At 66.4% G+C, this 14,210-nt stretch carries 10 protein-coding genes and 1 tRNA gene; 10 read left to right on the top strand and 1 reads right to left on the bottom strand.

Going from position 1 to position 14,210, the window contains the following annotated elements:
* Position 1: 1 nt before the first annotated feature.
* The 8 genes from xdhA to Q0082_RS01585 all read left to right on the top strand — a co-directional run bounded on the left by xdhA (position 2) and on the right by Q0082_RS01585 (position 11,782).
* Entirely contained in the window at positions 2-1,423 is a 1,422-nt protein-coding gene (xdhA, locus tag Q0082_RS01620) for a xanthine dehydrogenase small subunit (RefSeq protein ID WP_298189155.1), read from the top strand.
* Positions 1,423-3,729 carry a xanthine dehydrogenase molybdopterin binding subunit gene (xdhB, locus tag Q0082_RS01615; RefSeq protein WP_298189153.1) on the top strand — a complete coding sequence of 769 codons (2,307 nt, stop codon included), beginning with the start codon at positions 1,423-1,425 and terminating at the stop codon, positions 3,727-3,729. The genes xdhA and xdhB overlap by 1 nt, the downstream gene beginning before the upstream one ends.
* Positions 3,726-4,667 carry a xanthine dehydrogenase accessory protein XdhC gene (gene xdhC, locus Q0082_RS01610; RefSeq protein ID WP_298189151.1) on the top strand — a complete coding sequence of 314 codons (942 nt, stop codon included), beginning with the start codon at positions 3,726-3,728 and terminating at the stop codon, positions 4,665-4,667. The genes xdhB and xdhC overlap by 4 nt, the downstream gene beginning before the upstream one ends.
* Complete coding sequence (gene guaD, locus Q0082_RS01605; protein WP_298189150.1) at positions 4,664-5,965, top strand: guanine deaminase; 1,302 nt, start codon at positions 4,664-4,666, stop codon at positions 5,963-5,965. Before xdhC ends, guaD begins: the two co-directional genes overlap by 4 nt.
* Positions 5,952-6,962 (top strand): adenosine deaminase, encoded by a 1,011-nt coding sequence (locus Q0082_RS01600; protein WP_298189149.1) that lies wholly within the window; start codon positions 5,952-5,954, stop codon positions 6,960-6,962. The genes guaD and Q0082_RS01600 overlap by 14 nt, the downstream gene beginning before the upstream one ends.
* Positions 6,963-7,083: 121 nt before the next feature.
* Positions 7,084-9,105 carry a S9 family peptidase gene (locus Q0082_RS01595; protein ID WP_298189148.1) on the top strand — a complete coding sequence of 674 codons (2,022 nt, stop codon included), beginning with the start codon at positions 7,084-7,086 and terminating at the stop codon, positions 9,103-9,105.
* Positions 9,106-9,112: 7 nt separating this feature from the next.
* Entirely contained in the window at positions 9,113-10,207 is a 1,095-nt protein-coding gene (locus Q0082_RS01590; protein WP_366522473.1) for a nucleoside hydrolase, read from the top strand.
* 66 nt (positions 10,208-10,273) lie between these two features.
* Positions 10,274-11,782, top strand: coding sequence for an AMP-binding protein (locus Q0082_RS01585; RefSeq protein WP_298189146.1), 1,509 nt, complete (start codon positions 10,274-10,276; stop codon positions 11,780-11,782).
* A gap of 126 nt (positions 11,783-11,908) precedes the next feature.
* On the opposite strand, the gene Q0082_RS01580 is transcribed toward Q0082_RS01585, so the two are convergent.
* Positions 11,909-11,985: transfer RNA gene (locus Q0082_RS01580), tRNA-Pro, on the bottom strand.
* Between the two features lie 194 nt (positions 11,986-12,179).
* Between Q0082_RS01580 and yajC the strand changes: the two genes are divergently transcribed.
* Both yajC and secD read left to right on the top strand, forming a co-directional pair.
* Complete coding sequence (yajC, locus tag Q0082_RS01575) at positions 12,180-12,527, top strand: preprotein translocase subunit YajC (protein ID WP_298189145.1); 348 nt, start codon at positions 12,180-12,182, stop codon at positions 12,525-12,527.
* A 75-nt stretch (positions 12,528-12,602) separates the two neighbouring features.
* Entirely contained in the window at positions 12,603-14,210 is a 1,608-nt protein-coding gene (gene secD / locus Q0082_RS01570) for a protein translocase subunit SecD (RefSeq protein ID WP_298189144.1), read from the top strand.

The following is a 14,210-nucleotide window of genomic DNA, read 5'->3' as shown; positions in this document are numbered from 1 at the left end:
CGTGGCGGTGCGCTTCCTGCTTGATGGCGAGGTTGTGGAGCTGGCTCAGCCCGATCCGACTGGCACCCTGCTCGAAACCTTGCGTGGGCCGCTGCGGCGGACGGGCACCAAGGAAGGCTGCGCCGAAGGGGACTGCGGGGCCTGCACGGTGCTGGTGGGCGAGGCTGGGGGCCGCAAGGTGCAATGGCGCGCGGTGAATGCCTGCATCCAGTTTCTGCCGATGGTCCACGGCAAGGCGGTGATGACGGTGGAGAGCCTTTCGGCGGACGGCGGGCTCAATCCGTTGCAGGTGTGCATGGCGGCGAACGGCAGCTCGCAATGCGGGTTTTGCACGCCGGGCTTCGTGATGTCGCTGCATGGGCGGGCGATCGGGGCGTTGGGCAGCGAACTGCCGGTAGCGGATGCGATCGCCGGGAACTTGTGCCGGTGCACGGGCTATGGGCCGATCCTTGAGGCGGGGGAAGCGGTGCCGAGGCTGACGCAGGATGATGGCGCTGTTGCGGCGGCGCTTGCTGGCCTTGCAGGCGGTTGCATGGCAGCCGGCACTTTCGAAGAACGGCAGTGGTTTGTGCCGCGTTCCTCAAGCGAGCTGGTGGAGGTGCTGGCAGTGCATCCGCAGGCGCGGATCGTGGCTGGGGCGACCGATGTGGGGCTGTGGGTGACCAAGGGGTTGCGCGATCTGGATGCGCTGGTGTTCATTGGCGATGTCGCAGACCTCAAGGCCATCGAAGAGACGGCGGACGGCGTGCGGTTGGGCGCAGGGGTGCGCTATGCCGAGGCTCATGAGGCGCTGGCGCGGCTTCATCCGGATCTGGGCGAACTGGTTCGGCGGATCGGGGGGCTGCAAGTGCGGTCTTCGGCGACGGTTTGCGGCAACATCGCCAATGGTTCGCCCATCGGCGACGGGCCGCCGGCGCTCATTGCGCTGGGGGCGGAACTGACGCTCCGCTCGGCTGCAGGGCAGCGGACCATGCCGCTGGAAGCCTATTTCCTTGATTACGGGAAGCAGGACCGGCGGCCGGGGGAATTCGTCGAGAGCGTCTTCATACCGCGTCCCGAGACTGGCAGCCAGGTTCACATTTCCAAGCTTTCGCGGCGGTTTGACAGCGATATCTCTGCGGTTCTGGGAGCTTTTGCGCTGAAGGTGGAGGCGGGGACGATTATCGCCGCAAGGGTAGCGTTTGGCGGTATGGCAGCGATACCCCGGCGGGCGGTGGAGTGCGAGGCGGCATTGGTCGGCCAACCGTTTGGCGAGGCGACGATTGTGGCGGCGGGCGAGGCGCTGAAGAGCGATTTCAGCCCGCTGACCGATGTGCGCGGCACGGCAGCCTATCGCATCGAGGCAGCGGCGGCGCTGCTGTGGCGGCTGTGGCACCGCGAGCAGGGCGTGGCAGTCTCGGTGCTCGATGTGGAGGCCTGTTGATGGCGGAGGGGAACCCGCTCTGGCCGGAAGCCGCGATGCCGGCGCTGCCGCATGACAGTGCGCACCTGCATGTGGCAGGCCTCGCGCGGTACGTCGATGACGAGCCCGAGTTGCCCGGCACGCTGAATCTCGCTTTCGGGCTTTCGAGCGAGGCGCGGGCGCGGATCGTGGGCATGGACCTCGATGCCGTCCGCGCGTTTCCGGGGGTCGTGGCGGTCTACACCGCGGCGGATATTCCGGGTGAAAACAATGTCGGCCCGATTGCGCATGACGACCGGGTGCTCGCGGATGGTGAAGTGGTGAGCCATGGCCAGCCCGTCTTTCTGGTGGCAGCGGAGACGCGGCTGGCGGCGCGCAAGGCGGCGCGGCTGGGCAAAGTGAGGTACGAACCGCTCGAGCCGGCGATTACCGTGGAGCAGGCGCGCGGGATAGGTTCGCGGATCGAGGCGGACCAGCGCATGGCGCGCGGGGATGCTGATTCGGCGCTGGCAGCGGCCGAGCACCATCTTTCCGGAAGCCTCAAGATCGGGGCGCAGGATCACTTCTATCTGGAGGGACAAGTGGCTCACGCGCGGCCGGGGGAGGACGGGCAGATTCACGTCGTCTCCTCGAGCCAGCATCCGAGCGAGGTGCAACATCTGGTGGCGCATCTGCTGGGGAAACCCAGCGCTGACGTCACGGTGGAAGTGCGGCGCATGGGCGGGGCGTTTGGCGGCAAGGAAAGCCAGGCGGCGCTGTTTGCCGCTGCCGCCGCGCTGGTGGTGCACCATACCGGCCGGGCGGCCAAGTTCCGCTGCGACCGCGATGACGACATGATCGTGACCGGCAAGCGGCATGACTTCGAGGTGGACTATGAGGTCGGCCACGATGGCGAAGGGCGGCTTTCGGCAGTGAAGCTGCGCTTCGGCGGACGATGCGGAGCGACGATGGACCTCTCGCCAGGCATCAACGACCGGACGATGTTCCATGCGGACAACTGCTATTTCTTGCCAGACGTGGAAATCCTCTCGGAGCGGCTGAAGACCAATACGGTATCGGCGACGGCGTTCCGGGGCTTTGGCGGGCCGCAGGGGATGCTGGCGATCGAGCGTGTGTGCGACCATGTGGCGGCGCGGCTGGGGCTCGATCCGCTCGTCGTACGGGAGCGCAATCTCTATGGGCCGGGGCGTGATGTGACGCCCTATGGCATGACCATCGAGGACAACATCGCCCCGCAAATCATTGCACGGCTTCGAGAAACGGCTCGCTATGATGCAAGGCGGGAGGCGATTGCAGCCTTCAATGCGGGCTCGCCGGTGCTAAAGAAGGGGATCGCGCTGACGCCCGTGAAGTTCGGCATCAGCTTCACGACGACGCATCTCAACCAGGCGGGTGCGCTGGTCCATGTCTACTCGGATGGCTCGATCCAGGCGAACCATGGTGGGACCGAGATGGGGCAGGGGCTGCACATCAAGATCGCGCAGATCGTGGCGGACGTCTTTGGCGTGGGCGTCGATACGGTGCGGATCACTGCGACGCGGACGGACAAGGTGCCCAATACCTCGGCGACGGCGGCGTCCTCCGGCGCCGACCTCAACGGCATGGCGGCATGGCGCGCGGCCATGGCGATCCGTGGGCGGATGGCCGATTTCCTCGCGGGAGTGTTCGGCTGCACGGCGGATGACGTCAGCTTTACCCCTGATGGGGTGATCGCAGGCGATGCGCGGATGAGCTTTGCCGAGGCGGCACGGAAAGCGTGGCTCGGGCGGATTTCGCTGTCTTCGACCGGGTTCTACGCGACGCCTGAGATCGAATACGACCGCGCTTCACACCGGGGTCGGCCGTTCTACTACTTTGCCTATGGCGCGGCGGTTTCGGAAGTGGTCGTCGATACGCTGACGGGTGAGCACAAGGTGCTGGCCGTCGATATCCTGCATGATGTGGGGCGCTCGCTGAACCCTGCGATCGACCGCGGGCAGATCGAAGGCGGCTTCGTGCAAGGGCAGGGCTGGCTGACCACCGAAGTGGTCGAGTGGGACGCCAAGGGCCGGCTGCTCAACCATTCGCCCGCGACCTACAAGGTGCCGACAGCCTCTGATCGGCCGAAGCGGATGCGGATCGACTTGTGGGACGGGGAAAACGTGAAGCCGACGATCCACCGCTCCAAGGCGGTGGGCGAGCCGCCGCTGATGCTGGCGAACTCCGTGTTCTGCGCGATCTCGGCGGCGATCGCGGCAACGGCGCCTGAAGTGCGCGAGCTGCCCAAGCTCGATGCGCCGGCGACGCCTGGGGCGGTGCTGCGCGCGATTGCGAGTTTGCGCGGATGACTCGGTGGCTGGACGATCTGGCACAGCTGGCGGCGGCAGGGCCTGTGGCGATGGTCAGCGTGCTGGCGACCGAAGGCTCCGCGCCGCGCGGTGCGGGGACGCGGATGCTGGTGACCGCAGACGGGCTCTTCGGCACGATTGGCGGCGGGGCGCTGGAATTTCACGCGGCGGAGCAGGCGCGCTCCGTTCTGGGCCATGCGCCGGGGACGTGGCGGGTGCAGGACTATCCGCTGGGGCCGCTGCTGGGGCAGTGTTGCGGCGGGCGTGTCCGGCTCTTCGTCGAGCATGTCGACCGCGCGGCACTGGGCTGGCTGGCTGAAGCGCGCGAGGGCCGAGTGCTGGTGAGCGTGTTGCGCGCCGGCGGGATCGAGCGGCAAGTCAGCGATGGACCGACGGTGCCGCTTTCGGCGCGGGGCGACAAGCCATGCGAGGGCTCGCGGCTGGCCGAGGTGATCGGTGGTTTCCGGCGGCCGCTCTGGCTGTTCGGGGCTGGCCATGTGGGGCAGGCGATTGCGCGCCATGCTGGCGGGCTGCCGGTGCGGCTGGCCTGGTTCGATACGCGGCCGGTGTTCGAGGATATTGCAGGCGTGACGGTGGTGCCGGAGAGCGCGCTGATCGAATGTGTGGCGGAGGCGCCGGACGAGGCGGCGCTGGTGATCCTGACTCATGACCACGCGCTGGATTATCGGCTGACCTTGGCGGCGCTGCGACGGTCGGCTCTCGCGTTCACCGGGTTGATCGGTTCGCAGACCAAGCGCGCGCGGTTTCTCGCGCGGCTGGAGCGGGACGAAGTCTCTGCCGAGGCGCGCGGGCGGCTGTCGTGCCCGATCGGCCTGCCGGGCGTGACGGGCAAGGAGCCCGATGTAATCGCCATCGCACTGCTGGCGCAGCTGCTGCAATTGCCGCAAGTGGCCGCGGTGCAGGCTGTTGCGGCATGAGTATCAAGGGCTTTCGGGGTGAACTTGTGAGCCTTTCGCACGATCCGGTGGAAGCGCCGTACGCGGTGCGTCATGAGGCGGACGGACTGCTGGTGGTTGAGGCCGGGCACGTGGTGGCGCGGGGGCCGTATGCGGCAGTGGCGCCGCGTTTTCCGGGTCTCATGGTGGAGCACCTCCCGGGCTTGGTCGTTCCCGGCTTCATTGACGCGCACGTGCACTATCCGCAGCTGGGCCGCATCGCGAGCCATGGGGCGCAGTTGCTCGATTGGCTGGAGCGCCACATCTTTCCGGCGGAGAAGGCCTTTGCCGATCCGGTCCATGCGGCGGCGGTGACGGAAGAGTTCCTTGATGAGCTGCTGCGGCACGGGACGACCAGCGCGCTGGTGTTCGGCACTGTGCATGCAGCTTCGGTCGAGGCGTTCTTTGCGGCGGCGGAGGCGCGGCAGCTCCGGATGATCTGCGGCAAGGTGTTGATGGATCTGGGGCCGGAAGGCCTGCGCGATACGGTAAAGGAGGCGCGGAGCGAGAGCGAGGCGCTGATCGCAAAGTGGCATGGGCGCGGGCGGCTCGGCTATGCGGTGACACCGCGTTATGCGCTGACGTCGACCGATGAACAGCTTGCGCTCGCAGGGGAACTGCTCGCGGCGTATCCAGGGGTGCTGTTACATACGCATCTGGCCGAGAACACGCGCGAGATTGCCGAAGTGGCGGCGCGGTTTACCGAGGCGGTGGATTACCTTGATGCCTACGACCGGTTCGGGCTGGTGACGGATCGTTCGGTCTTTGCGCATGGAGTGCATCTTCCGGACCGGTCCTGCGCGCGGCTCGCGGAGACCGGCGCGGGGATTGCTGTTTGCCCCAGTTCGAACTTCTTTCTGGGTTCGGGCATGTTCGATTTCGCGCAAGCCGAGCGGCACGGGGTACGCTTGGGACTGGGCTCGGACATCGGGGCGGGAACGTCGCTCTCGCTGCTCCACAACGGGGGGCTCGCCTATCAGGCCGGGCTGCCGAAGGGGTATGTGCTCGATCCCTTCCGCGCGTTGTGGCTGGCGACGGGCGGTTCGGCGCGGCTGCTGCATATCGACGGCGAAGTGGGCATGCTTGCGGAAGGGCAGGAGGCCGATTTCGTGGTGCTTGATGACGCGGCGACACCGCTGATGGCGCGGCGGACGGCGGGGGCCTCGCTCGCGGAACGGTTGTTTGCGCTGCAGGTGTTGGGGGATGACCGGGCGGTGCGCCGGACTTATGTGCTCGGGCGCTGCGTTTGGGACAGGGAGGCCAGGCATGGACGGGCTTGAGGACTTCATTCGGCAGCTGCCCAAGGCCGAGCTCCACCTCCATATCGAGGGAAGCCTCGAGCCCGAGCTGATGTTTGCGCTGGCCGAGCGCAACGGGATCGCCATTCCCTATGCCAGCGTGGAGGACGTGCGTGCAGCTTACGCCTTCTCCAACCTGCAGGATTTCCTCGATATCTACTATGCGGGCGCGGGGGTTCTGCAGACCGAGGCGGATTTCCGCGATTTGGCCATGGCCTATTTCGAGCGGGCGGCGGCGGACGGAGTGGTGCATGCCGAGATCATGTTCGATCCCCAGACGCACACGGATCGAGGCATCGCATTTGGTACGGTGATCGAGGGGCTGCTGGCGGCGATGGCCGAGGCCGAAGTCCGACTGGGGATCACTTCGGTGTTGATCATGAGCTTTCTGCGGCATCTGAGCGAAGAGGCGGCGTTCGAGACATTGGCCATGGCCGAGCCGTGGCTGGAGCGGATCGCAGCGGTCGGCCTTGATTCGAGTGAGGTCGGGCATCCGCCGAGCAAGTTCGCGCGGGTGTTCGCGGCGGCGCGGGCCAAGGGGCTGAAGCTTACGGCGCATGCGGGGGAGGAGGGGCCTCCGGACTACGTCTACGAGGCGCTCGATCTGCTGGGGGTCGACCGGATCGACCATGGCAACCGGGCGCTGGAAGACGAGGCGTTGGTAGCACGGCTGGCGACGCAGGGCATGACGCTGACGGTATGCCCGCTCTCCAATCTCAAGCTGTGCGTGGTCGATGATCTGGCGGCGCACCCGCTCGACCGGATGCTGGCGGCGGGCCTCAAGGCCACGGTCAATTCGGACGATCCGGCTTACTTTGGCGGCTATGTGGCGGACAACTACCGCGCGGTGGCGGCGGCGCGGGGGCTATCCCGGACGGATCTGGTGCAGCTGGCGCGGAACAGTTTTACCGGCTCGTTCCTGCCGCCCGATGCGGTCGCACAGCACCTTGCAGCGATCGATGCTGTTGCAGGCGCATAAAACACCTCTTGCGTGGGGACGGGCGCGCGGGCCAATGACGGCGCAACGCTCCATTTCATGGGATTTTGCCATGCTTCGCCAGACGCTTGCCTTGCTTCTTCTTTCCACTGCGGTGCCGGTCATGGCCCAGAACCTGGCAGCGCCCGCGCCGGCCGCGACGACCGAGCAGCCTTCGCGGCTGTTCGGCGGGGCTGACCTCTTCGGCCTCGAAATTGCGGACAGCCCGCAGATCAGCCCGGACGGCGCGCGCGTCGCCTATGTGCGCAAGTCGGGCGACGTGATGGCCGACAAAATGCGCTCGGCGATCTGGCTGGTTGATGTGAAGACCGGTGAACAGGTGCCGTTGGCCGGCGCAGGATCGCAGTTTGCTCCGGTCTGGTCGCCCGATGGCAAGCGGCTCGCCTATGTCGGCGCTGAGGAGGGCGGCGCGCCGCAACTCTATGTGCGCTGGATGGACAGCGGGGCGACGGCGCGGATCACCAGCCTCCCGGATTCGCCGTCAAGCCTCGCGTGGTCGCCGGACGGAAAGCAGATCGCTTACGTGATGCACGTGCCGGGCGAGCCGACAAAATTCGGCGCCGCGCCTGCCAAGCCCGAGGGGGCGAAGTGGGCCGAGCCGCTCGAGGTGATCGACCGCGTGACCTACCGGGGCGATGGCGGTGGCTATCTCAAGCCGGGGTTCGATCAGGTGTTTATCGTCGCTGCCGATGGCGGCGCGCCGCGCCAGTTGACGTTCGGGAACTTCGACGTTTCGGGACCGCTCTCGTTCGCACCCGATGGCAAGACCCTGGTGCTTGCCTCCAATCGCCGGGCGGACTGGGAGCGGGAGCCGAATGATAGCGAAGTCTTCGCGCTCGATGTGGCGAGCGGGGCGCTGACACAGCTGACCAAGCGCTACGGGCCGGATCATGGCGCCGTGGTTTCGCCCGATGGCAGCAAGATCGCCTACCTTGGCTATGACGACACGCACCAGAGTTATCAGGCCGACGTGCTCTATGTAATGGACCGTGATGGGGCGAACGCAAAGGCGCTGACCGCCGGGCTTGATCGCAGCATCGAGGATGTGCAGTGGGCCGCAGACGGGCGCTCGGTCTATGTCGCCTTCGACGACAAGGCGGTGCGCAAGGTGGCGCGGGTCGATCTGGCGGGCAAGCTGACGGTGCTGGCCGAGGGCCTTGCCGGAGGCGGACTCGACCGGCCCTATACGGGCGGCAGCTTCAGCGTTTCCAAGGGCGGGGTGATTGCCTGGACTGGCGACATGAGCGGCGGTGTGCGCCCGGCCAATCTCTTTGTCGGCAAGCGGCAAATGACGCAGCTGGGTGAGACGCTGCTTGGGGGCAAGACCCTTGGCAAGGTTGAGCCGCTTGACGTGACGGCGAGCGACGGGCGCAAGATCGGGGCGTGGCTGGTGCTGCCGCCGGGGTATCAGGCAGGCAAGCGCGTGCCGCTGATCCTCGAGATCCACGGCGGGCCGCACACCGCCTATGGTCCGGTGTTCTCGAGCGACGATCAGCTTTATGCCGCGCACGGCTATGCGGTGCTGTTCACCAATCCACGCGGCAGCACGTCCTATGGCAGCGACTTTGCCAACCTAATCGACAAGGCCTATCCGGGCGACGACTACACCGACCTCATGAGCGCGGTGGATGCGGCGATCGCCAAAGGCGTGGCCGATCCTGACAACCTCTTCGTGACTGGCGGCTCGGGCGGCGGCGTGTTGACGAGCTGGATCGTCGGCAAGACTGACCGCTTCAAGGCGGCGGCGACGCAGAAGCCGGTGATCAACTGGATCAGCGAGGCGTTGACGATGGACGGCACGGGCTTCACCTCGCGCTACTGGTTCAAGAAGCAGCCGTGGGAAGACCCGATGAGCTACTGGACCCGCTCGCCGCTTTCGCTCGTCGGCAATGTGAAGACGCCGACGATGGTTGTGGTGGGGAGCGAAGACTTCCGCACGCCGGTCAGCGAATCCGAGCAGTATTACGCCGCGTTGCAGATCCGCGGCGTGCCGACTGCTCTCGTGAAGGTGCCGGGCGCGAGCCATGGCGGCTTTACTGCGCGGCCTTCGCAATCGGCGGCCAAGGCCTCGGCGATCCTCGCGTGGTTCGACAAGTACCGCACCGAGGCGGGCAAGGCGAAGTGAGGCGCTGATGGCGTGGCGGGTCCTACTTGCGCTCCTGATGCTGCTGGGGGCTCTCGCGCCCGCGGCGGCGGCAGAGGCGAAGCGGCAGGTGATCATCGATGACGAGGGTTTCGCGATCCCGCATCTGATGCTGCTGGAGGACGCCAACGTCGAGGTGCTGGGGATCACCACGGTATCGGGCAATGTCTGGGCCAACCGCGCGACAGCAATGGTGCTTCGCGGGCTGGAACTGCTCGGCCGCACCGAAGTGCCGGTGGCGGAAGGGGCGACCTTTCCGCTGCTCAACAGCGAGGCGCGCACCGGACGATGGGAGGCGCTTTACGGCAAGCTGGTGTGGAAAGGCGCGTTCATGAAGCAGTGGGCCGAGCCCACGGCGCAGTCGACGCCGCCCTATCACGGGCCGTTCGATCCCGTGGACTTGCCGTGGGGCAACCCGAAGTTGAAGGCGCTGGCCGAGCCGGCGGCGCAGTTCCTGATCCGAACGGTGCGCGCGCATCCGCATCAGGTGACGATCATCGCGTCCGGGCCGCTGACCAATCTCGCTTTGGCGCAGCGGCTCGATCCCGAGTTTGCCTCGCTGGTGAAAGAGCTTGTCATCATGGGCGGGAGCCTTGCGCCGCGGCAGGTGCTGGAGGGCAAGTCCGCTTCCGACTTCGCGCGCGAGTTCGTCAACACGCCGCGGCGCGAGTTCAACATCCGCTTCGATCCCGAGGCGGCGAGCATGGCGGCGCATGCGCCATGGCCCAAGGTGACGATCATACCGGTCGATCCCTCGACTGCGACGCAGCTTTCGCCCGCGCTGCTGGAACGGCTGGCGAAGGCATCGCGCCCGCCCGTCGCGGCATTCTTGCGGCGGATGGAGCCGGGCTTTCCGATGTGGGACGAGATCGCCGTCGCGGTCTGGCTCGATCCTTCGATTGTCACGAAGTCGGAGCGGCTGTGGTATGATTTCAATACGGATTTCGGCGCCGGCTACGGCGACATGCTGACCTGGCACGACGCCTATAGGCCGGGGCTGGATGAAGGGCAGGCGCAGGTTGTGCTTTCGGTCGACGTGCCGCGCATGGATGCGTTGATGGCGAAGGCGCTGGGCGAGCACTGATCCGGCTTGGCGGGCGGACCTGCTCGGCTCTATGGGCGGGCTAGACCAGCCGGAGAGGGCCGCACCATGAATGCCAATCTCGTTGCCGTGTTTCTTGCCCGTCATGCAGGGCATGAGGCCAAGCCCGCGTGGCTGTGGCAGGGGGAGGCGGTCTGCACCTTTGGCGAGTTGCCTGCGGCCATCGGGCGCTATCGGGCGGCGTTGGAGCAACTGGGCGTTCGGCGCGGCGACCGGGTGATGATCAAGGCGGAAAACTCGCCCGGCTTTGCGCTGACCTATCTGGCAGTGCTCGCCTCGGGCGCGATCGCGGTGCCGGTGAACCCGGCCTATACCGCGAGCGAGCTTGCCATGCTGATCGAGGATGCCGAGCCGGTGCTGCTGGTGCATGGCTCGGCCACGCCGGTGCCGGAGGGTGATGTCCCGCTGCGGATGACGTTGGAGCCTGATGGTTCGGGATCGCTGCCCGCGCTGGCGGCCGGGCTTGAGCCCGATCTCACGGTGGAGGTCATGGCCGAGACCGACCTCGCCGCGATCCTGTTCACCTCCGGAACGACGGGGCGGCCGAAGGGCGCGATGCTGATGCATCGGAACCTTTCGTCGAATGTCGTGGCGCTGTTCGAGACCTGGCGGTTTTCGGATGCCGACAGCATCCTGCACAGCCTGCCGCTGTTCCACGCGCATGGGCTTTTCGTTGCGCTGCATCTCGGGCTTTACAGCGCGGCGACGGTGCATCTGCTGGGCAAGTTCGATGCAGCGAAAGTCGTGGCGCTGCTGCCAACGGTCAGCGTGTTCATGGGGGTGCCGACGTTCTACACGCGGCTGCTCGAGCGGGCGGATTTCGGGCGCGATGCGGTGCGCAATATCCGGCTGATGATCTGCGGTTCGGCTCCGCTGCTGCCTTCGGTCTTTACCGAGATCGAGGCGCGCACCGGGCACCGCATTCTGGAGCGCTACGGGATGACCGAGGCGGCGATGATCACCTCGAACCCCTATGCGCCCGAAGGTCGGAGCCCGGGAACAGTCGGTTTCCCGCTGCCGGGCGTGGAGCTGCGCGTGGTCGGCGTGGAAGGGCGGCAGGAGCTGCCCGCGGGCGAGGTCGGCGAGATCGAGATCAGGGGGCCGAACCTGTGCGCCGGGTACTGGCGGCGGCCCGAGGCGACAGCAGAAGCGATCGGGCCGGACGGGTTCTTCGTGACGGGGGATACCGGCTTCAAGGACGAGACAGGCCGGGTGACCATCGCGGGCCGCTCGAAGGACCTTATCATCTCGGGCGGGTTCAACATCTATCCGGCCGAGCTCGAAATGGTGCTCGCAGAAGTGGACGGCGTGGCTGATGTCGCCATCATCGGCGTGCCGCATCCCGATTTCGGTGAGGGCGTGGTGGCGGTGGTGACGGCGGCGCGGCCTGATCTGGAGCCCGCAGCGATCGAGGCCGTCGCGCGGGAAAAGCTCGCGCGCTTCAAGCAGCCCAAGGCGATCCGCATCGTGCCGGAGTTCCCGCGCAATGCCATGGGCAAAGTGCTGAAAGCCGAGCTGCGGAAGCAGTTTGCTGGGCTATTTAAGGGGGAGGGATAGTTTGGTCGGGACGAGAGGATTCGAACCACCAAGCGGAGCCGCTCGCGGCACAGCGCATCAAAGGACTCAGGAGGTTCCGGGAGGCTGGGCGCAGCGTTCGGGGGAAGAAATGCCGCTTGAAATAATTGGTCGGGACGAGAGGATTCGAACCTCCGACCCCCACACCCCCAGTGTGATGCGCTACCAGGCTGCGCTACGTCCCGACCGGAAGGCGGGCCTATAGGCAGGGTCAGGATGGATGGCAAGGCTTCTTGATCGCCGATTGCGGAAGGCACAATCCGTTCGGGCCAAATGCCATGGGCGCAAAGTTGCCTAACCCATGCCAAACTGCTAGCGCGCCACCCGATACTGGCCGCCTGCGCCAGACCCGCCTTTAGCGAAAGTTCCTGTGTCCGCCATGACTGGTCCTGCCCTGCTTTCCTTCCTTGCCGCCGCCGCGCCGGCTGCCACGCCTGCCGAACCGCCGGCCTACCTTCAGTTCCTGCCGCTCGTTGCGATGGCGGCGATCTTCTACTTCCTGATCCTGCGCCCCCAGATGCGCCGCCAGAAGGAGCAGCAAGTGAAGATCTCTGCGCTCAAGAAGGGCGACCAAGTGGTGACTGCGGGCGGCCTCATCGGCAAGGTGATCAAGGTCGATGACGCTACGGTCGATCTTGAACTCGGTCCCAACGTCCGTGTCCGCGCGGTGCGGGCGACGATCGGCGACGTGCTGCCCCCCGCCGGATCGGCGCCTGCCAACGATTGATGCCGCGGCCCGCGTCCCCATATCGCGGCGCATGCGCCGATATGCGTGCGGCCTCCTTCAGGAAGACTGTGTTCGATGCTTGAATTTCCGCGCTGGAAGGTGATCTGGCTCTGGGCGATCACGCTGCTGGCTGCGCTTGCCGCGGCCCCGTCGATTGCCACGGTCATGGGCTTCACGATCCCTGCGGGCATCTATGCGCCCAAGGTCAATCTGGGCCTCGACCTTGCTGGCGGCAGCCACATCCTGCTTGAAGCCGATCCCAGCCAGGTGCGCCAGCAGCGCATCGAGGGCATGGACGAATCAGTTCGTAACAAGCTGAAGCAGGCCAATCCGGACATCCGCATCAGCGATATCTCCAACCGAGACGGCGCGCTGACCTTCCTTGTCGAGGATCCCGCCAAGGTTGACGCGGTGCGCGAGGCGATCCTGCCGCTGACCAATGGCGCGGGGCTGACCGGCGCGCGCGACTGGACGATCAACGTCATCGACGGCAACCGCTTCGTGCTGACGCCGACGCCGGAGGGCATCGATCAGGCGGTGGCACAGGCGATGGAAACCGCGGTCGAAGTGGTGCGCAAGCGCATCGACGCGCTGGGCACGCGCGAGCCGACGATCATCCGTTCGGGCGCCAACCGCATCGTCGTGCAGGTGCCGGGTCTGCAGGATCCGCAGGCGCTCAAGAACTTGCTCGGCCAGACCGCCAAGCTCGAGTTCAAGCTGGTCGATACGACCGCGCTGCAAAGCGATATCCAGCGCGGCGTGGCGCCTCCGGGCAGCGAGATCGTGCCCTATGCAGCGGGCAAGGACGGCGGACCGGTCGGTTCGATCGCGGTCAAGCGCCTCGGCGGCATTCGCGGCGACCAGCTGACCAACGCGCAGGTCACCAACAACCAGCAGACCAACGAGCCGCAAGTGGCGATCACCTTCAACACCGAAGGTGGCGCACGGTTTGCGAAGCTGACGACGCAGAACGTCAACAAGCCGTTCGCGATCATCCTCGATGGCAAGGTGCTCTCGGCGCCCAACATCAATGAGCCGATCCTGGGCGGCAGCGCGGTCATCTCCGGCAACTTCACCACGCAGGCGGCGAGCAACCTTGCCATCTCGCTGCGTTCAGGCGCGCTGCCGGTCGATCTCAAGGTCGTCGAGGAACGCACTGTCGGGCCTGATCTCGGCGCGGATTCGATCCGCAAGGGCATGATCGCGATGGCGGTTGGCACGCTTGCGCTTGTCGCCTTCATCCTTGCTGTCTACGGCCGGTTCGGCATGTATGCCTGCATCGCGCTGGTGTTCAACGTGCTGATGATCCTCGGCATCATGGCGCTGATCGGCACGACGCTGACTCTGCCGGGCATCGCCGGCTTCGTGCTGACCATCGGCGCGGCGGTCGATGCCAACGTGCTCATCAACGAGCGCATCCGCGAGGAACGGCACCGCGGCCGCCGCGTGTTCCAGGCGGTCGAGATGGGCTACAAGGAAGCCAGCCGCGCGATCTTCGATGCCAATATCACTAACGTGATCGCAGCGATGTCGATGGCGGCATTTGGCACTGGCCCGGTGCGCGGCTTCGCCATCGTGCTCCTCATCGGTATCGCGACCTCGGTGTTCACCGCGGTGACCATGACCCGCATGTGGGTCGCCCAGTGGCTGCGCAAGGCGCGGCCCACCGAAATCGCGCTGTAA

Origin of the sequence: Novosphingobium sp., assembly GCF_027489515.1 — a bacterium.
Classification (GTDB): Bacteria; Pseudomonadota; Alphaproteobacteria; order Sphingomonadales; family Sphingomonadaceae; genus Novosphingobium.
Note: the sequence above shows the minus strand (reverse complement) of the source record. Positions and strands in the feature narration are given on the sequence as shown.